The organism is Streptomyces niger, from assembly GCF_000718305.1.
In the GTDB taxonomy this organism is placed as follows: Bacteria; Actinomycetota; Actinomycetes; order Streptomycetales; family Streptomycetaceae; genus Streptomyces; species Streptomyces niger.
On sequence record NZ_JOFQ01000007.1, the window covers coordinates 105,701 to 125,615 of the forward strand.

Annotated in this window: 15 protein-coding genes and 1 riboswitch; of the genes, 6 read left to right on the plus strand and 9 right to left on the minus strand. The window is 74.1% G+C overall.

Features of this window, described 5'->3' with window-relative positions; genetic code table 11:
• The 3 genes from IF20_RS14795 to IF20_RS14805 all read right to left on the minus strand — a co-directional run bounded on the left by IF20_RS14795 (nucleotide 1) and on the right by IF20_RS14805 (nucleotide 2,593).
• A complete protein-coding gene (locus tag IF20_RS14795; protein ID WP_052865619.1) occupies nucleotides 1–480 on the minus strand; it encodes a DUF6114 domain-containing protein in 480 nt (159 codons plus the stop codon).
• On the minus strand, nucleotides 471–1,091 hold the full coding sequence (locus tag IF20_RS14800) for a DUF6230 family protein (protein WP_052865620.1): 621 nt from the start codon (nucleotides 1,089–1,091) through the stop codon (nucleotides 471–473). Before IF20_RS14800 ends, IF20_RS14795 begins: the two co-directional genes overlap by 10 nt.
• Nucleotides 1,092–1,360: 269 nt before the next feature.
• Complete coding sequence (locus tag IF20_RS14805) at nucleotides 1,361–2,593, minus strand: cytochrome P450 (protein WP_052865621.1); 1,233 nt, start codon at nucleotides 2,591–2,593, stop codon at nucleotides 1,361–1,363.
• Nucleotides 2,594–2,846: 253 nt separating this feature from the next.
• Here IF20_RS14805 and IF20_RS14810 point away from each other — a divergent pair, with 253 nt between their 5' ends.
• Both IF20_RS14810 and IF20_RS14815 read left to right on the plus strand, forming a co-directional pair.
• Nucleotides 2,847–4,016 (plus strand): steroid 3-ketoacyl-CoA thiolase, encoded by a 1,170-nt coding sequence (locus tag IF20_RS14810; RefSeq protein WP_052865622.1) that lies wholly within the window; start codon nucleotides 2,847–2,849, stop codon nucleotides 4,014–4,016.
• Nucleotides 4,017–4,077: 61 nt separating this feature from the next.
• Nucleotides 4,078–4,683, plus strand: coding sequence for a DinB family protein (locus IF20_RS14815; RefSeq protein WP_110944174.1), 606 nt, complete (start codon nucleotides 4,078–4,080; stop codon nucleotides 4,681–4,683).
• 97 nt (nucleotides 4,684–4,780) lie between these two features.
• On the opposite strand, the gene IF20_RS14820 is transcribed toward IF20_RS14815, so the two are convergent.
• The 6 genes from IF20_RS14820 to IF20_RS14845 all read right to left on the minus strand — a co-directional run bounded on the left by IF20_RS14820 (nucleotide 4,781) and on the right by IF20_RS14845 (nucleotide 11,955).
• Nucleotides 4,781–5,668 (minus strand): ECF transporter S component, encoded by an 888-nt coding sequence (locus IF20_RS14820; protein WP_110944175.1) that lies wholly within the window; start codon nucleotides 5,666–5,668, stop codon nucleotides 4,781–4,783.
• A 37-nt stretch (nucleotides 5,669–5,705) separates the two neighbouring features.
• The gene (locus IF20_RS14825) at nucleotides 5,706–7,352 is read right to left on the minus strand and encodes an ABC transporter ATP-binding protein (RefSeq protein ID WP_052865624.1); all 1,647 of its coding nucleotides are present in this window, start codon (nucleotides 7,350–7,352) and stop codon (nucleotides 5,706–5,708) included.
• Entirely contained in the window at nucleotides 7,349–8,530 is a 1,182-nt protein-coding gene (locus IF20_RS14830) for an energy-coupling factor transporter transmembrane component T (protein ID WP_052865625.1), read from the minus strand. The genes IF20_RS14825 and IF20_RS14830 overlap by 4 nt, the downstream gene beginning before the upstream one ends.
• Nucleotides 8,527–9,231, minus strand: a complete 705-nt coding sequence (locus IF20_RS14835; protein ID WP_052865626.1) for an SCO2322 family protein — start codon at nucleotides 9,229–9,231, stop codon at nucleotides 8,527–8,529. Before IF20_RS14835 ends, IF20_RS14830 begins: the two co-directional genes overlap by 4 nt.
• Nucleotides 9,228–10,481 (minus strand): prenyltransferase/squalene oxidase repeat-containing protein, encoded by a 1,254-nt coding sequence (locus IF20_RS14840; RefSeq protein ID WP_052865627.1) that lies wholly within the window; start codon nucleotides 10,479–10,481, stop codon nucleotides 9,228–9,230. Before IF20_RS14840 ends, IF20_RS14835 begins: the two co-directional genes overlap by 4 nt.
• 177 nt (nucleotides 10,482–10,658) lie before the next feature.
• Nucleotides 10,659–10,798: riboswitch (cobalamin riboswitch) on the minus strand.
• Between the two features lie 80 nt (nucleotides 10,799–10,878).
• Nucleotides 10,879–11,955 (minus strand): MBL fold metallo-hydrolase, encoded by a 1,077-nt coding sequence (locus IF20_RS14845; protein WP_052865628.1) that lies wholly within the window; start codon nucleotides 11,953–11,955, stop codon nucleotides 10,879–10,881.
• 153 nt (nucleotides 11,956–12,108) lie between these two features.
• Between IF20_RS14845 and IF20_RS14850 the strand changes: the two genes are divergently transcribed.
• The 4 genes from IF20_RS14850 (at nucleotide 12,109) to IF20_RS40710 (ending at nucleotide 19,822) form a co-directional block, all read left to right on the plus strand.
• Nucleotides 12,109–13,560 (plus strand): aldehyde dehydrogenase, encoded by a 1,452-nt coding sequence (locus IF20_RS14850; protein WP_052865629.1) that lies wholly within the window; start codon nucleotides 12,109–12,111, stop codon nucleotides 13,558–13,560.
• 4 nt (nucleotides 13,561–13,564) lie between these two features.
• Entirely contained in the window at nucleotides 13,565–13,798 is a 234-nt protein-coding gene (locus tag IF20_RS14855) for a ferredoxin (protein WP_052865630.1), read from the plus strand.
• A 142-nt stretch (nucleotides 13,799–13,940) separates the two neighbouring features.
• On the plus strand, nucleotides 13,941–16,574 hold the full coding sequence (lanKC, locus tag IF20_RS14860) for a class III lanthionine synthetase LanKC (protein ID WP_052865631.1): 2,634 nt from the start codon (nucleotides 13,941–13,943) through the stop codon (nucleotides 16,572–16,574).
• A 410-nt stretch (nucleotides 16,575–16,984) separates the two neighbouring features.
• Nucleotides 16,985–19,822, plus strand: a complete 2,838-nt coding sequence (locus IF20_RS40710) for an ATP-binding cassette domain-containing protein (RefSeq protein ID WP_324605568.1) — start codon at nucleotides 16,985–16,987, stop codon at nucleotides 19,820–19,822.
• Nucleotides 19,823–19,915 lie beyond the last annotated feature (93 nt).

Here is a 19,915-nt window from a genome sequence, read left to right on the forward strand (position 1 = left end):
CTAGGCGGCCGGGCCCGTGGCCGCGGCGGCGCCGTCGGCGGCCGGGTCCGCCGCCGAGGGGTCCGCGGCGGCCGGTTCCGGCGCCGGGACGGGCTGCCACGCGAACATCAGGCCGCCGCCGACGATGCCGAGCACGGTGCCGATGAAGAAGCCGCCGAGGTTGGACATGACCAGCGCGGCGGCCGCCATCAGGACGGTCAGTACGCCGGCCAGTCCGCGGTAGTGCGGCGCGAACCAGGCGGTCAGGCCCATCACGATCATCACCAGGCCCATCAGCACGGACGGGATGCCGGCGATGCCCTGCTGCAGCATGACCTTCAACGGTGCCAGCGGGATCACGCAGATCTCCAGGCCCGCCAGGACCGTGGCCAGCCCGCCCCAGAAGGGTCGCGCCTTGCGCCAGCGCCACCAGGCGGAGCGGGGCCGCGTCGCATCGGCCCGCGGCGCCCGGCGGCCGCCCGCGCGCCGGGTCAGAAGCATTCCTTCTTGCCCTTGCTGATCTTCATGCTCAGCCCGGAGAGCTTGAAGGTGCCGGCGTTGGTCGCCCACGCGGTCTGCTTCAGATCGGTGATGTCGATGTCGTCGGCCTGCTGCGCGAAGGCGTCCTGCATGCCCTGCGCCTCGGCCGGCCCCTTGTCCAGCGTGGAGGCGTCCCGGCCGATCTCGATGTTGTGGAAGGCCGCGTTACCGGAGAGCTGGGTGGCGTCGACGTAGAGGTTCTCGGCCTGTACGGGCTTGCCGCCTCCGCCGGCGGTCAGGTTCAGCGAGATGTTGCCCAGGACGGGCAGCTTGGTGACCACCGACTGGCAGAGGTTGTTCAGTTCCGCCTTCTTGATGGCGGTCACCGCGACCGGGAGCAGGTCGCCGCGTGCGTTGGCGTCCACCCCGCCGTACTGCGCGAAGCCGTCCCCCTTGAGGCTGCTCGCCGAGACCTTGAACTGCTGGCCCGAGACGGCGAACGAGGCCGCCAGCGCGCCGTTGGCCAGGGCGATGGCCAGGGCCGCCGTGCCCGCGAATGCCGGGACGGCCAGCACGGCGAACTTCCGTGCGCTGACCCGTCCCGTGACCGGTCTGCCGTGTGCGTCTTTCATGGCATATTTCCCCTTCGTTGCGTGCCGAGCGATGCGTGGGGGGAGCGAGGTGCTGGGAGGGCGTGGAGCGTGGGGGAGACCAGTGTGCGGCCGACCGCGAGGTGGCGCAGGTGTTACCGCCGGTGTTACTGGCGAGTTTGAATGTAAGTGCGCCAGTAGGTGTTGGCAAGGTTCCGCGGCAGACGGTTTTGCGCCAAAGGGAACGGGCGGTGACGCCGGGATCCGGTGTCACCGCCCATACGGGATAGGGGAGTTGGTGCCGGTCGAGGTCACCCGTAACTGACCCGCAGCTCCTTCACGCCGTTCAGCCACGCCGAGCGCAGCCGCCGGGGATCGCCGGCCAGCGCGATGTCCGGCACGGCGTCGGCGATGGCGTGGAAGATCAGGTCGATCTCCAGCACGGCCAGCGACTTCCCCAGGCAGAAGTGCGGGCCGCCGCCCCCGAAGCCCAGGTGCGGGTTGGGGTCCCGGCCGATGTCGAACTCCTCGGGCCGGTCGAAGGCCTCGGGGTCGTTGTTGGCCGAGGCGTAGAAGATGCCGACCCGCTGCCCTTCCTTGATGTGCGCGCCGCCCAACTCGGTGTCCTGGGTGGCGGTGCGCTGGAAGGAGACCACCGGGGTCGCCCAGCGCACGATCTCCTCGGCCGCGGTGGCCGGCCGCTCCCTCTTGTACCGCTCCCACTGCTCGGGGTGGGTGAGGAAGGCGTGCATGCCGTGCGTGATGGCGTTGCGTGTGGTCTCGTTGCCCGCCACGGCCAGCAGCAGTACGAAGAAGCCGAACTCGTCGTTGCCGAGGTTCCCTTCGTCCTCCGCCGCCACCAGCCGGCTGACGATGTCCTTCGCCGGGCATTCCTTGCGCGCCGCCGCGAGGTTCATCGCGTACGAGATCAGCTCCATGGCGGCGTTGGTGCCGACCTCTTCGGTGATCGCCAGCTCGGGATCGTCGTACGCGACCATTTTGTTCGACCAGTCGAAGATCCGGGAGCGGTCCTCCTGGGGGATGCCGATCAGCTCGGCGATGGCCTGGAGCGGCAGCTCGCAGGCGATGTCGGTGACGAAGTCGCCGCGGCCGTTCCGCTTCGCCTCCGCGACGATCCGGGTGGCGCGCTCGCGCAGCGCGTCCTCCAGCGCGCGGATGGACCGGGGGGTGAAGCCGCGCTGGACGATCTGCCGGACCCGGGTGTGCTCGGGCGGGTCCATGTTCAGCATGATCAGCTTCTGGACGTCGATCTGGTCGCGGGTCATCGACTCGTTGAAGCGGATGATCGAGGTGTTGCGGTGCGCCGAGAAGACGTCGGGGCGGGTGGAGACCTCCTTGACGTCCGCGTGCCGGGTCACCACCCAGTAGCCGTCGTCCTCGAAGCCCGCGATGTTGTGCGGCTGGGCGTTCCACCACACGGGCGCGGTCCGCCGCAGCTGGGCGAATTCGGGGAGGGGTACGCGGTCTCGGTAGACGTCGGGGTCGGTGAAGTCGAACCCGTCGGGCAGCGCTGGACAGGGCATCGGCGTCTCCAGGTCCGTCTCGCCGGCTTCAGCGGCCGGTCCTTCCGCACTCCTGACGGCCCATCAGAAGGTGTCGCGAAGGTAGTAACGAGTTCTACAAGTGGCAAGCCTCATACGGGAAATACTTGCGGATGCGGCCGACACCGCACTCTTGCGCGGGCGCGTGTGGCTCGTGAGACTGGGCGCGGAACTAGAACGCGTACTAGTTCTGCCCGGGTGCCGGGCCGCCCGGGCAGCCAGGAGAGGACGAGTCATGGCCGCTGAACCCGTCATCGTCGAAGCCGTCCGCACCCCCATCGGCAAGCGCGGAGGCGCGCTCGCCAACCTCCATCCCGCCTATCTGCTGGGCGAGACGTACCGCGAACTCCTGGAGAGAACGGGCATCCAGCCGGACTGCGTCGAACAGGTCGTCGGGGGCACGGTCACCCACGCCGGCGAACAGTCCATGAACCCCGCCCGCAACGCCTGGCTCGCCGTCGGCCTGCCGTACGAGACCGCCGCCAGCACCGTCGACTGCCAGTGCGGCTCCTCGCAGCAGGCCAACCACATGGTCGCCAACATGATCGCGGCCGGCGTCATCGACGTGGGCATCGGCTGCGGCGTCGAGGCGATGTCCCGCGTCCCCCTGGGCAGCGGCTCCAAGCACGGCCCCGGCAAGCCCTTCCCCGACGAGTGGAACGTCGACCTGCCCAACCAGTTCGAGGCGGCCGAACGCATCGCCCGCAAGCGCGGCCTGACCCGCGAGAACGTCGACGCGCTGGGTCTGCTCTCCCAGGAACGGGCGGCCCGGGCCTGGGCCGAGGAACGCTTCAAACGCGAGACGTACGCGGTCCAGGTGCCCACCACCGAGGACGAGCAGGCGGCCGGGCAGGGCATGTGGCGGCTGGTCGACAAGGACGAGGGGCTGCGCGACACGAGCCTGGACGCGCTCGCCGGACTGAAGCCGGTCATGCCCACCGCCGTCCACACCGCGGGCAACTCCTCCCAGATATCCGACGGCGCCGCCGCTGTCATGTGGGCGTCCAAGCGGATGGCCCGGGCCCTCCGGCTGAAGCCGCGGGCCCGCATCGTCGCCCAGGCCCTGGTCGGCGCCGACCCGCACTTCCACCTGGACGGCCCGGTCGACGCGACCCGCGCGGTGCTCGGCAAGGCCGGCATGTCCCTCAAGGACATCGACCTCGTCGAGATCAACGAGGCCTTCGCGTCCGTCGTCCTGTCCTGGGCCCAGGTCTTCGAGCAGGACCTGGACAAGGTCAACGTGAACGGCGGGGCCATCGCCCTCGGCCACCCGGTGGGCGCCACCGGCGCCCGGCTCATCACCACGGCGCTGCACGAACTGGAACGCAGGGACAAGGAATTCGCCCTGATCACGATGTGCGCGGGCGGCGCGCTGGCGACGGGGACGATCATCCAGCGGCTGTGAGGGGCCGGCTGCCGAGCGGCGACCGACGGCCGTTGTCAGTGGCCCGTGTCACACTCCAGACATGACGACAGAACCGACGGGACCCACCGAGCGGACAGGGGCGGCGGCCCCCGCGGGACCGCCCGCCATCCCTCCGGAAAACCTGCCGCCGACCTGGGCGGGGCCGGAGGAGCGCCCCGCCCCGCCGCTGGTCGGTGACGAGCGCGAGATCCTCACCTCGTTCCTCGACTGGCACCGCAGGACCTTCGAGCTCAAGTGCGCCGGTATAGACGCCGACCGCCTCTCCGAGAAGAGCGTCCCGCCCTCCGGCCTCAGCCTGCACGGCCTGGTCCGCCATCTCGCCGGCGTCGAGCACTGGTGGTTCCGCGTGCAGTTCGCGGGCGAGCGGGACGACTTCCCCTACTACTCCGACGACCACCCCGACCAGGACTTCGAGATCCTGGACGGGGACGTGACGGAGGAGCTGGACTTCTGGCGAGCCGAGTGCGCGCACTCCCGCAAGCTCGTCGCCGCCACCCCCTCCCTGGACGCCACCGGCACCCATGCCGCCAGCGGCCGGCCGGTCTCGCTCCGCCGCATCCTGGTCCACGTCATAGCCGAGTACGCCCGGCACAACGGCCACGCCGACCTCCTCCGGGAACGCCTCGACGGCGCGACCGGGGTCTAGGACCGGGGCGCGCCGTCGGGGAAGGCCGTCGGGGAAGGGGGAGCGGCGGGCCGCGTCAGGGTGCCGCTCGTGCTCGGGGAGGGGCCCCGGGAGAGCCTCAGCCGGTGTCCTTCGGGGTCGTGGCCGTGGAGGACACCGGGGCGTCGAAGGACACCGGGGCGTCGAAGGCCGCCCTGCGAGTGGCGCGGCGGAGGGCCTTCAGGAGGACGGGGCCGACGGTGAGGGTCAGGACGATCGTGACCAGCGCCCGGGGGAGGTCCCAGCCGAGGGAGGTCGCCAGGCAGTAAGCGACGAAGCGGGCGAGGTTCTCCGGGAGCGGGTCGCCGGGGACGAAGGAGACGCCGGAGGCGAGCCCCGCGATGTAGGGCCAGCCCTGGAGGTTCATGACCAGGCCGTACAGCAGGGACGCGACCGTGCCGTACGCGGCCAGCAGCAGCATCTCGCGCCGGCCGCGGAGCCGGTCGGCCCCCGGCAGCAGCCCGGCCCCCATCGACACCCAGCCCATCGACAGCATCTGGAACGGCATCCAGGGGCCGACGCCACCGGTGAGCAGGGCCGAGGCGAACATCGACACCGCGCCGAGCACGAAGCCGAAGCCCGGCCCGAGCACCCGCCCCGACAGCACCATCAGGAAGAACATCGGCTCGATGCCGGCCGTGCCCGCGCCGAGCGGGCGCAGTGCGGCGCCCGCCGCGGCGAGCACGCCCAGCATCGCGATGGCCTTGGCGTCCAGGCCGACGTCCGCGATGGTCGCCACGACCACGGCGAGGAGGAGGGGGAGCAGGGCGGCGAAGAGCCAGGGGGCGTCCTTGGAGTGCGCGAGACCGGACGCGGAGTCCGCCAGCAGCGGCCAGCCGAAGGCCAGCACGCCGACGGCGGAGACGAGGACGAGGGCGGCCACCGACCGCGGGCCGAGCCGGATAGCCCGCACCTGCCGTACGGACCGGTGGTCCACCGGTCGGGCCGTTTCCGCCTGCGGACTCATACTGTGGGCTCCAGTTCGGCCAGGGCGTGCTGCGGGCTCATGCCGTGCGCTCCAGTTCGGCCAGAGCGTGGGTGACCTGGGGGACGGTGAGCCAGGGCAGCGGGGCGAGGACCTTGGAGACCTGCGGCGCGAAGGACGGGGAGGAGACCACGACCTCGGCGGTCGGGCCGTCCGCGACGACCTCGCCGTCGGCGAGGATGACGACGCGGTGCGCGAGTTCCGCCGCCAGTTCCACGTCGTGGGTGGCGAGGACGATGGCGTGGCCCTCGGCGGCGAGGTCGCGCAGGACGGTCACCAGCCGGGCCTTGGCCGCGTAGTCCAGGCCGCGGGTCGGCTCGTCCAGCAGGAGCAGCGGTGGCCGGGCGGTGAGGATGACCGCGAGCGCGAGGGCGAGGCGCTGGCCTTCGGAGAGGTCGCGGGGGTGGGTGTCGTCGGGGACGTCGGGGAGCAGCCGGGTGACCAGTGCCCGGCAGCTGCCGGCCGTGGCGCCCGCGTCGGCGTCGGCCGCCGCGCACTCGGCGGCGACGGTGTCCGCGTACAGCAGGTCGCGCGGCTCCTGCGGCACCAGGCCGACCCGGCGCAGCAGGTCGCGCGGGCCGGTGCGGTGCGGCACGGCGCCGCCCACCCGTACCGAGCCGGCGGCCGGTTCGTGCATCCCGACCAGCGTGTTCAGCAGGGTGGACTTGCCGGCGCCGTTGCGGCCCATCAGGGCGACGGTCTCGCCGGGGCGTACGGCGAGGTCGACGCGGTGCAGCGCGTCGATGCGGCCGCGGCGTACGGACAGCCCGGCGGCCTCGGCGACCGGCGCGGCGGCGTCCTCGGAGCCGGTGCGGGCGCCGGCCGCCGCGCCCGGGGACGCCGGCGTCTGCCCGGCCAGCCGCTCGCGCAGCGCGCCGGCCTTGCGGCGGGCGTCCCGGACGGTCAGCGGCAGCGGCGACCAGCCCGCCGCCCGGCCGAGGGCGACGACCGGCGGGTGGACGGGGGAGACCGCCATGATCTCGGCGGGCTCGCCGATGACCGGCGCGGCCCCGGGCGCGGGCAGCAGGATGACCTGGTCGGCGTACTGGACGACGCGTTCCAGGCGGTGTTCGGCGAGCAGTACGGTCGTGCCGAGGTCGTGGACCAGCCGCTGGAGGACGGCCAGTACCTCTTCGGCGGCGGCCGGGTCCAGCGCCGAAGTGGGCTCGTCCAGCACCAGCACCTTGGGGTGGGTGGTGAGGACGGACCCGATGGCGACGCGCTGCTGCTGGCCGCCGGAGAGGGTCGCGAGGGCGCGGTCGCGGAGGTCGGCGAGGCCGAGCAGGTCGAGGGTCTCCTCGACGCGGCGGCGCATCACGTCGGGGGCGAGGCCGAGCGACTCCATGCCGTACGCCAGCTCGTCCTCGACGGTGTCGGTGACGAAGTGGGACAGCGGGTCCTGGCCCACCGTGCCGACCACGTCGGCCAGTTCGCGCGGCTGGTGGGTGCGGGTGTCGCGGCCGTCGACGGTGACCCGGCCGTGCAGCGTGCCGCCGGTGAAGTGCGGTACGAGGCCGGAGACGGCGTTCAGCACGGTCGACTTGCCGACGCCGGACGGGCCGACCAGCAGGCAGAGTTCGCCCTCGGGGACGGTCAGGTCGATGCCCTGGACGGCGGGCGTGCCGGCGTCCCCGTAGGTGACCGACACCTGCTCGAACCGGATCACGTCGTCGTCTCCTTCAGGTCCTTCGGGTTCCTCGGGTGTGCCGTGCCTGCCGTGCGCCGGTCGGCGGGCGGGCCGGGGGCGCCCGCCGGTACCGGTGCGGCGACCGCCGGTACCAGCCCCACCAGGACCGACAGCGCGGGCCAGAGCGGCAGTTCCGGGGCGGTCAGGGGGACGGCCGGCGGGTGCAGGGCGGCGGGCGCGTACGCGTTCGCCCAGATCATCAGCGCGGCCACCGCCACGCCGGAGCCCGCGACCAGCCAGGCGCGCAGGCCCCAGGGGTCGGGCCGGTAGCGGGTGCGGACCGAGCGGCGGCCGCCGAGCCACAGCCCGGCGAGCGCGGCGGCGAGCCCGGCGGCCAGCACCGGCAGTCCGTATCCGGCGCCCTGGGCCGCGAGCAGCCCGTACGTACCGGCGCAGATGCCGAGGAGGCCGCCGAGGGTGAGCGCCGTGGTGGTGTGCCGGACGGCGCGCGGCACCTGCGCGGTACGGCCGTACCCGCGGGCGTCCATCGCCGCGGCGAGCGCCACCGAACGCTCCAGTGCGCCTTCCAGCACCGGCAGGCCGACCTGGAGCAGCGCCTTGAAGCCGCGGTCGGGGCGGCCGCGGAGCCGGCGGGCCGCGCGGAGCCGCTGGACGTCGGCGACCAGGTTCGGTGCGAAGGTCATCGCCACGACGACGGCGACGCCTGCTTCGTACAGCGCGCCGGGCAGGGACTTGAGCAGCCGGGCCGGGTTGGCGAGCGCGTTGGCGGCGCCCACGCAGATCAGCAGCGTGGCCAGCTTCAGCCCGTCGTACAGCGCGAAGACCATGCCCTCGGCGGTGACCCGGCCGCCGATCCGTACGCCCCGCGCCCAGTCGGGCAGCGGCAGTTCGGGGAGCGTGACGAGGGTGTGCGTGCCGGGGACGGGCGAGCCGAGCACGAAGGCGAAGACCAGCCGGATGGCGAGCACGACCAGGCCGAGCTTGACGAAGGCGCCGTAGGAACGGGCCCAGGGCGCGTCGGTGCGGCGGGCCGCGACCACGTACCCGGCGACGCCGATGAGCAGCCCGAGGAGGAGCGGATCGGTGGTGCGGGACGCGGCCGTGGCCAGGCCCAGTGCCCACAGCCACCACGCGCCGGCGTGCAGCGTGCGCCCCCGCGTGGCGAGGGGCGCACGCAACCGGCCGGGGGCGGTCATCGGCGCCGGCGGCGGGCCTGCCAGACCGCGGCGGCGCCGAGCACGGCGACCGCGGCGATGCCGCCGATCAGGCCGGCTGAGGGCCCGCCGGCGTCGGTGTCCCCGTCGGACGCGTCGTCACCGGCCGCACCGGCGCCGGGCGAGGCCGGGTCGGCGGACGCCTTCCCCGGCCCGCCGGCCTGCTCGGCGCAGCCCTTCTGCGGGAAGCCGGAGATCGCGCACAGCAGCGCGGCGGAGTTGTACCGCAGGGGTGCGGCGACCGCGGCGAGGGCTTCGCCGGCGCTCGCGTCCGCGGGCACCCGCGCGCACTCCTTGCGCGTTGCGGGCGGTGTCTCGCCCTTCGGGGCGTCGGCCGCCGTGCCGAAGTCGATGACGACGGCGACCCGCTTGCGGCCGTCGGCCGCCTTCGTACCGCCGCAGACCGCGTCGAAGTCGACGGCGGCGCGCGGGGTCGCGGCGCGCGCGGAGTCGGCGCTGACGGTGAAGCGGAAGCCGACCGTGCCGCCGTCCTCGGGGCGGGCGGTCGAGGGCCCTTCGGTGGCGTACGACCAGGCGTGCTCGCCGTGCGCCGCGGCGTCCGCCGTCCAGAAGGACCAGTAGCGGTACTCCTCGGCGTGCGCGGGCGCGGCGGCCAGGCCCGTGGCCGTACCGGCCAGCAGCAGGGCGCCGGCGCCGCGGGCGATCCGGGCGGCGTGTCTCACAGCTGGTTCTGCTTCCTGCGGCCGCTCAGCAGGAAGCCGATGCCCGCGCCCACCGCGAGGCCGACGAGCACGACCCACCACACGGAGATGGAGCCGTCGTCCTGCTTCTTGTCCTCCTGGCTCTGCGCGTTCTGCTGCGCCGCCGGCTTCGGGCCGGTCGCGTTCAGCTTCGCCACGAGGTCGGTACCGCCGAAGTCGCGCGGGTCGGCGCCGGTGGCGTACGCGGCGAGGATCAGCTGGGCGTACGCGGCGGGGCCGCTCTGCTTCGCCCAGTCGACGGAGTGCGCGCGGAGCCACTCCAGCGGCTTCTTCGCGTCGTCCGGCCGGCCGGCGGCCGCCAGCGCGACCACGGTGTCGGCGGTGTTGCCGACGTCGGGCTGGTCCTCGGCGCCGGGCATGGCGGACATCAGGTGGTGGCCGTGCGCGTCCATGACGGAGACGAGGCGGTCGGCGCCGGAGTCCGCGGCTCCCTGCGCGTCCTCGGCCGCCTTCTCGCAGGACGTCTCCTGCGCGGCGGGCCCGCCCGGTTCGACGACGAAGCCCTTGCCCATGGCGCCGGTCACCGCGGCCGCCGTCGCGTCGTCGTTGGCGTCGAGCCTGCCGTCCTTGGGCTGGAACGCGAACGCGCCGCGGTCCGTCTTCTTCGCGTCGCAGCCGAGCCGGAAGGAGAGCAGCGCGTCGTACGGCGACTTGCCGCCCTTCTCCGGCATGGCCGACGTCTTCGTGCCGGTCGCGGCCAGCGCGCCGATGACCACGGAGGTGGAGTTGGCGTCGCTCGGGGCGCCGGCCGCCGAGCCCCAGCCGCCGTCGTCGTTCTGCGCGGACCTCAGCCAGGAGACGCCCTTGCGGACCGCGTCGGAGTGCCCGCCGACCGCGGCCAGCGCCTGGACGGCGGCGGACGTCTGGTTGGTGTCCCGCATCGTCTTCGCGTCACAGGCCTGCTTCGGGTCGGCCCGGTACGCGGTGAACGCGCCGTCGGCGCACTGCTGCCCCACGAGCCAGTCCACCGCCTCGTCCGCCGGGCGCACGCCCGTGGTGTCCTGGGCCAGCAGCGCCAGCGACTGCCGCCAGACGCCGTCCCACTTGGGGTCCGTACTGCCGTACAGCCCCTTCGGGAGCTTCGGGGAAGCGCTGGGGGAGGGCGCGTCGGCGAACGCGGCGGGGGCAGCGGCCGCGCACAGCACGGCGGCGGCCAGGGCCGCGGCGCAGCGGCGCGCCGGGGCGGCGAGGGAGCGGGCCGTGATGGCCATGGGGTCGGTGCCTCTCGGTCGGTTCGCGGGGTGCGCGAGGTGGGAGGTCTCGTAGCCGCACTCCGCCGCACCACGTCCGCGCGCACGCGCGGCGCGGTGGCACCGGGCTCAGCTCCGTATACCTCGACGGTGCCGCGCGCCGGGCGGCCGATGAAGGGCGGCCGTACGGTGCGCGGGAGCCTTGGGTGTGCCCCGCCGGGTGTTCCGGCTCGCTCCGGCGCGCTGCTGCGCGCCAGGGCTCACGGCTGCGGGTCAGCGCCGGATTTCCACCGGCTTCCCCCGGTCGGGCACGAATGAACTTGTCGCAACACTTTAACCGGCGGGTAGCGGCCGGCTCCCGGCACGTACGGGACGGGTACGGCGGCCCGTACGCCAGGCGTCCGGAAAGACGCCCGCCTCACACCGCCACGTACGCCACCGGGTCCGACCCCGGCACCGGCTCGGCCAGCCCCCGCTTCACCAGGCGCCGCAGATGAGCCTCGGCCTCGGAGAGCGCGATGGTGCGCGAGCCGTAGGGGATCCGCTCCCAGGGACGGTTCCACTCCATCGCCTCGGCGAGCTGCCACGGGGTGCGCTCCGTACGGAGCAGGGCGCGCAGCCCGCTGAGCCGTTCCTCGTGGTGGGCGAGGAGCTCGGTCACCCGCTCCGCCGCGCCGGTGAAGGCGTGCTGGTGCGCGGGCAGCACCTCGGCGGCGCCGAGCCGGCCGATCCGCTCCAGGGAGTCCAGGTAGTCGCCAATGGGGTCTCCCCTGCTCGAGCGAAGCCGAGAGCTTGGGGAAGGGGCGGCATGAAGCGCCTCGTCGGGGTCCTCGTAGAGGCCGACGTGCGGGCTGATGCCCGGCAGCAGGTGGTCGCCGGAGAAGAGGCGCCCGTTGCCGGGGTGCGCCGCCGGGTGCGCCTCCTCCAGGTGCAGGCAGACGTGGCCCGGGGTGTGGCCGGGTGTCCAGATCGCCCGCAGCCGCCGCCCCGCGAGGTCCAGCAGCTCGCCGGGGACGATCTCGCGGTCCGGGAGTGCGGGGCGGTTCTCGGGGAGCGCGCTGGTGCGCCCTTCGGCGCGGGCCGCGTACAGGGGCGCGAGGTGGTCCTCGGGCGCGCCCGCCGCGGTGAGCTTGTCGATGAGATACGACAGCCAGCTGCCCGGCTCGGCCTCACGAGTACGTCGGACGACCGCGGCGTCGGCGGCATGCATCGCGATCCAGGCGCCGGACGCCTCCCTGACCCGCGCGGAGAGCCCGTGGTGATCGGGGTGGTGGTGCGTGACGAGCACCCCGTGCAGGTCGGTGACGGCGGTGCCGCAGGCCTCCAGCCCGGTGGTGAGCGCGTCCCAGGAGTCCGGGTCGTCCCAGCCGGTGTCGATCAGCACCGGACCGCGGTCCGTCGCCAGCAGATGCACGAGGGTGTGCCCCAGCGGGTTGTCCGGTATGGGGACGGCGATGCTCCAGACTCCGCCCCGATGGTCGATCACGTGCGGCATGCCATCGCCCCTCTCGGCCCGCACGCCGTCGCGTGCATTGCTCACTATAACTAGAACTGGTATCAGTTCTGATGCAGCGTCAGGTAGTGGTGCCGGATTGCCGTGTCGAGGCGACGGGCGTCCGGTGACGGCGGCCCGCGGGAGGCGGAAACGATGACTGGCCTGATCGAGCACGGACAGCTCTACATAGGTGGTGAGCTGGTCGATCCGGCCGGCCGGGAGACCATCGAGGTGGTCTCCCCGCACACCGAGCAGGTCATCGGGCGGGTGCCGCACGCGTCCCGGGAGGACGTGGACCGCGCTGTCACGGCCGCCCGTGCCTCCTTCGACTCCGGGGTGTGGGCCGACGCCCCGCTCGACGAGCGGATCGCGGTCGTCACGCGGATCAAGGACGCGTTCGCCGTGCGCAGCGAGGAGTTCGCGCGGCTCATCAGCGCGCAGAACGGCACCCCGTACACCGCGGGCCTCATGGTGCAGTCGCTGGCCGCGATGATGGCCTGGGACGCGGCGATCACGGTCGCCCGCGACTTCTCGTACGAGGAGCGGCGGCAGGGCGTGCTCGGGCCGCTGCTGGTCCGCCGCGAGCCGGTCGGCGTGGTCGCGGCCGTGGTGCCGTGGAACGTCCCGCAGTTCACCGCCGCCGCCAAGCTCGCGCCCGCGCTGCTGGCGGGCTGCTCGGCGGTGCTGAAGGTGTCGCCGGAGACGCCCCTGGACGCCTATCTGCTGGCGGAGATCGCCGCCGAGGCCGGGGTGCCCGCAGGAGTGTTGTCGATCCTCCCGGCGGACCGCGAGGTCAGCGAGTACCTGGTCGGGCATCCGGGGGTGGACAAGGTCTCCTTCACCGGGTCGGTCGCGGCCGGTAAGCGGGTGATGGAGGTGGCGGCCCGCAACCTCACGCGCGTCACGCTGGAGTTGGGCGGCAAGTCGGCGGCGGTGATCCTGCCGGACGCGGACCTGGACGCGGCGGTCGCCGGGATCACCCCCTTCGCGTGGATGATCAACGGGCAGGCGTGCGTGGCGCAGACCCGCATCCTCGCGCCGCGCTCGCACTACGACGAGATCGCCGAACGCTTCGCCGCCGCGGCCTCCGCGCTGAAGGTCGGCGACCCGCTGGACGCGGCCACCGAGGTCGGCCCGCTGGTCGCCGAGCGGCAGCGGCGCCGCTCGCTGGAGTACATCGCGTCGGGGCAGCGGGAGGGCGCCAAGGTGCTGGCGGGCGGCGGCCGTCCGGCGGACCGACCCACGGGGTGGTACGTCGAGCCGACGCTCTTCGGCGACGTCACCCCCGGCATGCGCATCGCCCGCGAGGAGATCTTCGGGCCGGTGATCTGCCTGCTCCCCTACGAGGGCGAGGCGGAGGCGGTGCGGATCGCCGACGACTCCGACTACGGCCTGTCGGGCTCGGTGTGGACGGCGGACGTCGAGCGGGGCATCGAGGTGGCGCGCCGGGTGCGCACCGGTACGTACTCCGTGAACACCTTCAGCCTCGACATGCTCGGGCCCTTCGGCGGCTACAAGAACAGCGGCATCGGGCGGGAGTTCGGGCCCGAGGGGTACGGCGAGTACCTGGAGCACAAGATGATCCATCTCCCGGCGGGGGCGTGAGCGCATGGGCGACCGCTGGCAGGTGGCGGTGGACCGCGGCGTCTGCATCGGCTCCGGGCTGTGCGCGAGCACCGCGCCGGACGGATTCCGGCTGGACTCCGCGCGCCAGTCCCACCCGGTGACGGACGAAATGGCGGCCCAGGAGGCGGTGTTGGCCGCCGCCGAGGGCTGTCCGGTCGAGGCGATCGTGATTACGGAGGCCGACTCCGGGGAAGCACTCTTCCCGCCGGAGGAGTAACGCCGGGCGAACACGCGTGCGACCAGCAGGTTCGTACTTAGAGTTACTCATGCGTTCCTCACGGTGACCTCATGACGTCTGTGACTGTCCGCCCCTCTCCATACGTGGAAATCTCTGTTCCACGCCGCCGAGGGGGGAGACGATGGACAAGCGGTACGAGGTGTACTGCCTAGCCGGCAGGTATTTCTACGAAACCCCGGACCGTTTGTCCGTCGGGGAGGATGCCGCAGCGGACGACAGTGCGGTGTACGAAGCGGCGCAGCGCGCAGTCCCCGAAGGGTGGCGCTGTTTCCTCTCCGGGGACTGGCTCCACGTGAATCCCGTGGACAGCGAGGGGAACCCGCGTCCGGGCAGGCCGGCCCAGGGGTGGAAGGTACAGGTGTCGGCCTGCCCGGACAATGCGGAAAAGATCGCCTCCAAGGTCTGGGACTACTGCGTCTCCCATTCCATTCCCTTCAAATTCGTGCCCGGCCCGCGCCCGCTGCGGCTGCGCAATTCCCGCTACGCGGACCGGACGGCCGGCGGCAAATTCGCCACCATTTACCCGGCGGACGAGAAGGAATGCCACCGCATTCTGGAGGAGCTGGGCTCGCTGCTGGACGGCGAGCCGGGCCCCTACATCCTCAGCGACCTGCGGTGGCACGACGGCCCGCTGTACGTGCGGTACGGCGGGTTCACCAAGCGGTACTGCGTCGACGGCACCGGGGCGCTGGTGCCCGCCATCGAGAACGCCGAGGGCCGGCTGGTCCCCGACCGCCGCGAAGCCGCCTTCCGGCCGCCGGAGTGGGTCGAGCTGCCCGGCTTCCTGGCCCCGCACCTCAAGGCGCGCAACGCCACCACCGTCGCCGACCTGCCGTACGCCGTCGAATCGGCGCTGCGCTTCGCCAACGGAGGCGGCGTCTACGTCGGCCGCGACCGGAGCACCGGGGAACGGGTGCTCCTCAAGGAGGCCAGGCCGCACGCCGGGCTCGCCGCCGACGGCGCCGACGCGGTCACCCGGCTGGAGCGCGAACGCGCCGCGCTGCGGCGGCTCTCGGGCCTCGGCGTGGCCCCGGAGGTACGCGACTGGGTCACCGTCGGCGACCACCGCTTCCTGGTCGTGGACCACGTCCCCGGCAAGACGCTGCACGCCTGCCTCACCGAGCGGCACCCGCTGCTCACCGCCGACCCCGAGCCGGAGGCGCTGACCTCCTACACCGAGTGGGCGGTGGGCATGCACGCCGCCGTCGAGCAGGCCGTCGCCGCGGTGCACCGCCGCGGCCTGGTCCTCAACGACCTGCACCTGTTCAACGTGCTGGTCGCGCCCGACGAAATGAGCGTCACCCTGCTGGACCTGGAGTCCGCCACCGACGTCGACGACCCGGCCCGGCAGTCCCTCGCCCACCCGGCCTTCACCGCCCCGCGCGACCGCACCGGCTACGACATCGACCGGTACGCGCTGGCCTGCCTGCGCCTCGCGCTCTTCCTGCCGATGACGGAGCTGCTGGCGATCGAGCGGGACAAGGCGACCGACCTGGCCGAGACGATCGCCCGCGAATTCCCCGGCGTACCGCCCGGGTTCCTGGAGGACGCCGTGCGCACGATCTGCGCGCCCCAGCCCGTCAAGGCGCGGATCCGGCGCCCCGCGCAGGCCCGCCACCTCGTCGCGGTCGACACCCGCGAACCGTACGTCTGCGACCCGGCCGACTGGCCCCGCAGCCGCGAATCCATGGTCCGGGGCATCCTCGCCTCGGCCACGCCCGAGCGCACGGACCGCCTGTTCCCCGGCGACGTCGCCCAGTTCGCCGAGGGCGGCGGACTCGGCATCGCCCACGGGGCGGCCGGTGTCCTGTACGCGCTCTCCGAGACGGGTGCCGAGGGGTTCGAGGAGGGTGAGGAGTGGTTATTGCGGCAGACCACTCCGCCTCCCCTCGGCACCCCCCTCGGGTGCTACGACGGACTCGCCGGCATCGCCTACGTCCTGGACCGGCTCGGCCACCGCGAACGCGCCGACGAGCTGATCGAGCGGGTGCTCGCCGAGAAGTGGTACCGCCTCGGGCCCGACCTGTACGGCGGACTGGCCGGCATCGGCCTCACCCTGGACCACCTGGCGCGCGAGCGCGGCGCACGCGAACTGCGCGACCGGGCCCTGGAGGCGGCGGGGCACGCCGCCGACCGGCTGGAGAGCTGCGCGAACCGGGCCGGCCTGCTGCGCGGCGCGAGCGGCCCCGCGCTGCTCTTCCTGCGCCTGTACGAAGGCACCGGCGACCCCGGGCTGCTGGACCTCGCGGCGCAGGCGCTCCGCAGCGACCTCGCCCGGTGCGTCCGCAACGCACGCGGCACGCTGCTGGTGGACGAGGGCTGGCGCACCATGCCCTACCTCGGCGCTGGCTCGGTGGGCATCGCGATGGTCCTCGACGACTACCTCACGCACCGCGCCGACGCGGAGTTCGAGGAGGCGCGCATGGCGATGCTGCCGGCCGCGCAGGCCCGCTTCTACGCGCAGCCGGGCCTTTTCAGGGGCCGCGCCGGCATGGTCCTGCACCTGGCGCGCACCACGACGCCCGACCCCGAGGTCGAGGCCGCGCTGGCGTCGCAGATCGCCGACCTGAGCTGGTACACGATGCCCTACCGAGGTGAACTCGCCTTCCCCGGCGACCAGTTGATGCGGCTGTCGATGGACCTGTCCACCGGCACGGCCGGTTGCCTGCTCGCCCTCGGTTCGGCGCTGCACGAGGAGCCGGTGCAACTGCCGTTCCTCCCGGCGCTGCCCGAACCGAACGCGTTGCGCCACTGACCGGCGCACCGCCCCCGATCAGGTTCGTTCCGGAACCTGTCGGCCAGGGACCGTGAGGTGATACAGGCCGGCGACGGCACGGGAGGTGGCCGTACCCGTACCGGACCGTGAGGTCCGGTCCGGTGCGGCGCGGCACTCCGCCCGTGTCGGCCGGTCTGCTCCGGCAAGGCCGATCCGACCCGGTACGGACCGGTGTGCGTGCGGCTCACACGAGCCGCACGCACACCATTTCCCCGCATCACCCGCGTGGTCGGCGGCTGCGTATGGGGCTGTCAGGTACAGCTCAGCAGCTCGTCGGCGGCGCGGCATCCCAGCTCGTCCACTGCACCGCTCGCTCCGCTCCATCCGCTCGCTCCGCTCCAACTGCTCGTCAGCTCACCAGCTCGTCAGCTCGTCCGGGAGGAAGATCCGTGACCGCCAAACCCGCCGACCGGCTGCTGCTCGGCGCCCTGCGCCACAGCGCCCCCCGGGCCTCGGCAGTCCTGCTGCTCACCACCGGCGGCGCCGCGGTCGGTCTCGCCCTCCCCGTCACCCTCGGCCACACCCTGGACCTGCTGCTCGACGGCCGCCCCGCACAGTCCTGGCTGGCCGCCTGCGCCGGACTGTTCGCGCTGCTCGTCCTGCTCGGCGCGCTCGACGGCCTGCTCACCGGTACGACGGACGCCCGCGCCACCGTCTGGCTGCGCCGCCGGGCGCTCCGCGGCGTACTGGCCGCCGGGCCCACCGCCACCGAGCGGTACGAGAACGGCGATCTGGTCGCGCGGGTCGTGGGCAACGCCGCCACCGCCGGCACCGCGCCCACCGCGCTCGCCGCCACCGCGGCCACGGCGCTCACCCCGATCGGCGCGCTGGTGGGGCTGGCCCTGCTCGACCCGTGGACCGCGGCCGCTTTCGTCTTCGGGCTGCCACTGCTGGCGCTGCTGATGCGTGCGTTCGTCCGCGAGACGGGGGACTGCGTGGCGCAGTACCAGCGGATCCAGGGCGACATCGCCGGGCGGCTGCTGGAGGCCATTGGCGGCGCCCGCACCATCGCCGCCGCCGGCAGCCACGAACGCGAGGCCGCCCGCATCCTCACGCCGCTGCCCGCCCTCTCCCGCCAGGGCCACCGCATGTGGCGGGTGCAGGGCCGGTCCACCGCCCAGGCCGCGGCCCTGGTCCCGCTGCTCCAGCTGGCCGTGTTCGCGGTCGGCGGGCTGCGGCTGCTGACCGGCGCCCTCACCCTCGGCGACCTGCTCGCCGCCTCCCGGTACGCGGTGCTCGCGGCCGGCGTCGGCACGCTCGTCGGCCACCTCAACGGCCTGGTCCACAGCCGCGCCGCGGCCCGCCGCCTCACCGCGCTCCAGGACCTCCCCGCGATCGAATACGGCGACGTGGAGGCGACGGAAGGGCGCGCCGCGGAGACGGGCTCCTCGGCGGAGTCGGGCGCCGGGGTGGACGCCGGCGGTGAAGGGGGCGCCGCGGCGTGCACGGGGGCGCTGGAACTGCGCGGCATCACGGTACGGAAGGCCGGCCACACCGTCCTGGACGGCCTCGACCTGACCGTCCCCGGCGGCTGCACGATGGCCGTCGTCGGCCGCTCCGGCACCGGCAAGTCCGTCCTCGCCGCCGTCGCCGGGCGCCTGATCGAACCCGACGCCGGCGAAGTCCTGCTGGACGGCGAACCGCTGCGCCGGCTCAGCCACTACGCGCTGCGGCGCTCCGTCGGCTACGCCTTCGCACGGCCCGCGCTGCTGGGCGACACGGTCCACGACACCGTCGCGTACGGGGTGTACGAGCCGGGGCCGGGCGACGTGGAGGCGGCGGCGCACGCGGCGGGCGCGGCGTCCTTCATCCGGCGGCTGCCCGAGGGGTACGCCACGCCCTGCGCCGACGTGCCGCTGTCGGGCGGGGAGATCCAGCGGCTGGGGCTGGCCCGCGCGTTCGCGCACGCCGAGCGGCTGCTGATCCTCGACGACGCGACGTCCAGCCTCGACACGGTCACCGAACTGCGCGTCGGCCGTGCGCTGCTGCGGGACGTACGGGCCGGCACCCGGCTGATCATCGCGCACCGGGCCGCCACCGCCGCCCGCGCGGACCTGGTCGCCTGGCTCGACGCGGGCTTCATCCGGGCGCTGGCGCCGCACGCGACGCTCTGGGAGGACCCGCGCTACCGGGCCCTGTTCGGGCAGGACGAGCCGGCGCCGCCGGCGGAGGAGAGCGGGCAGCCGCCCCACCGGTGGCAGGTACCGGTCGCGGCGGAGGACGGGACGGCGGAGCAGGACCGGACGACGGCCAGGCTCCCGGTGCGCAGGCGCCCGGCGGACGGCCCGGCGGTGGAAAAGCCGCCGGCCGGCGGTCCCGGCCCCCGCCCGCGCCGGGCCATCGGCCACGGCGCGGCCACCGCCCAGCGGGAGGGGGCAGGAGCCGGCGCGCCGAACGGCGGCCCCGCGGACGCCGGGCCCGCGAACAACGGCCGGTCGGACGCGGGCGGTTCGGATGCGGGCGGTTCGGATGCGGGCCGACCGGGGCGCGGGGCCTCGCGCGGCGGCTCGTCGGGCCGGGACTTCCCGGGGCGGGGGGCCCGGCGGATCGGGGGGCCCGCCGGTGCGCGGCCGGCCGATGCACGAGGGGAGGGGCTGACGCCCGTGGAGGCGCAGTGGTCGCCCTCGTCGCCCGGCGCCGCGGACGTGCCGGACATCCCGAACGTGCCGGACATCCCGAACGTGCCGAGCTGGGCCCACGGCCGGCGGGCCCCGGGCGGCGAGGCGCAGGCACCCGAGGGGAGGCCGGCGTCGGAGGGGAGGCCGGTACCCGGCGGGTGGCCGGTGCCGGAGGGCATCCCGATACCGGAGGGCATGCCCGTCACGCAGCGCCGGCGCCGTGCCCTGGCGGACCTGCTCTCCCAGACCGGGCCTCAGCCGCCGGCACCGGCCCCACGGGTCGCACGCCCCGGACACCGCCCCTTGGGCCACGGACACCGGCCTGCGGGGGAGAGCCCGACCCCGACGCCGACCCCGAATCCGACTCCGCCCTCGGCCCCGGCCCCGCCCCCGACTCCGCCCTCGGCCCCGGCCCCGGGGCCGGACGTCTCGACCGCCGGTCCGAAGGGGCAGTCCGGCTCGGCGACTTCGTCCGGCCCGGCGGCACCGGGGCCGGAAGGGGGCGCCCCGGCGCCTTCCGGGCGGCCGGTGGCCGGGCCTGAGATGACCGCCGCCCGGGTCGTGGCGCTCGGCGAGCGGTGGGCCGTGCAGCGGCGGGGGAACCAGTGAGCGCGGACGGTGCGCGGGTCGCCGGTGAGGAGCGGTCCGCAGTGGGTTCCGCGGCGGACTCCGCGGCGGAATCCGCGGCGGAATCCGCGGTGG

Excerpts from the sequence above, each read along its gene's own strand:
- IF20_RS14795 (WP_052865619.1), bottom strand. The coding sequence starts at position 480 with ATGCTTCTGACCCGGCGCGCGGGCGGCCGCCGGGCGCCGCGGGCCGAT.
- IF20_RS14800 (WP_052865620.1), bottom strand. The coding sequence starts at position 1,091 with ATGAAAGACGCACACGGCAGACCGGTCACGGGACGGGTCAGCGCACGG.
- IF20_RS14805 (WP_052865621.1), bottom strand. The coding sequence starts at position 2,593 with ATGCCCTGTCCAGCGCTGCCCGACGGGTTCGACTTCACCGACCCCGAC.
- IF20_RS14810 (WP_052865622.1), top strand. The coding sequence starts at position 2,847 with ATGGCCGCTGAACCCGTCATCGTCGAAGCCGTCCGCACCCCCATCGGC.
- IF20_RS14815 (WP_110944174.1), top strand. The coding sequence starts at position 4,078 with ATGACGACAGAACCGACGGGACCCACCGAGCGGACAGGGGCGGCGGCC.
- IF20_RS14820 (WP_110944175.1), bottom strand. The coding sequence starts at position 5,668 with ATGAGTCCGCAGGCGGAAACGGCCCGACCGGTGGACCACCGGTCCGTA.
- IF20_RS14830 (WP_052865625.1), bottom strand. The coding sequence starts at position 8,530 with ATGACCGCCCCCGGCCGGTTGCGTGCGCCCCTCGCCACGCGGGGGCGC.
- IF20_RS14840 (WP_052865627.1), bottom strand. The coding sequence starts at position 10,481 with ATGGCCATCACGGCCCGCTCCCTCGCCGCCCCGGCGCGCCGCTGCGCC.
- IF20_RS14845 (WP_052865628.1), bottom strand. The coding sequence starts at position 11,955 with ATGCCGCACGTGATCGACCATCGGGGCGGAGTCTGGAGCATCGCCGTC.
- IF20_RS14850 (WP_052865629.1), top strand. The coding sequence starts at position 12,109 with ATGACTGGCCTGATCGAGCACGGACAGCTCTACATAGGTGGTGAGCTG.
- IF20_RS14855 (WP_052865630.1), top strand. The coding sequence starts at position 13,565 with ATGGGCGACCGCTGGCAGGTGGCGGTGGACCGCGGCGTCTGCATCGGC.
- lanKC (WP_052865631.1), top strand. The coding sequence starts at position 13,941 with ATGGACAAGCGGTACGAGGTGTACTGCCTAGCCGGCAGGTATTTCTAC.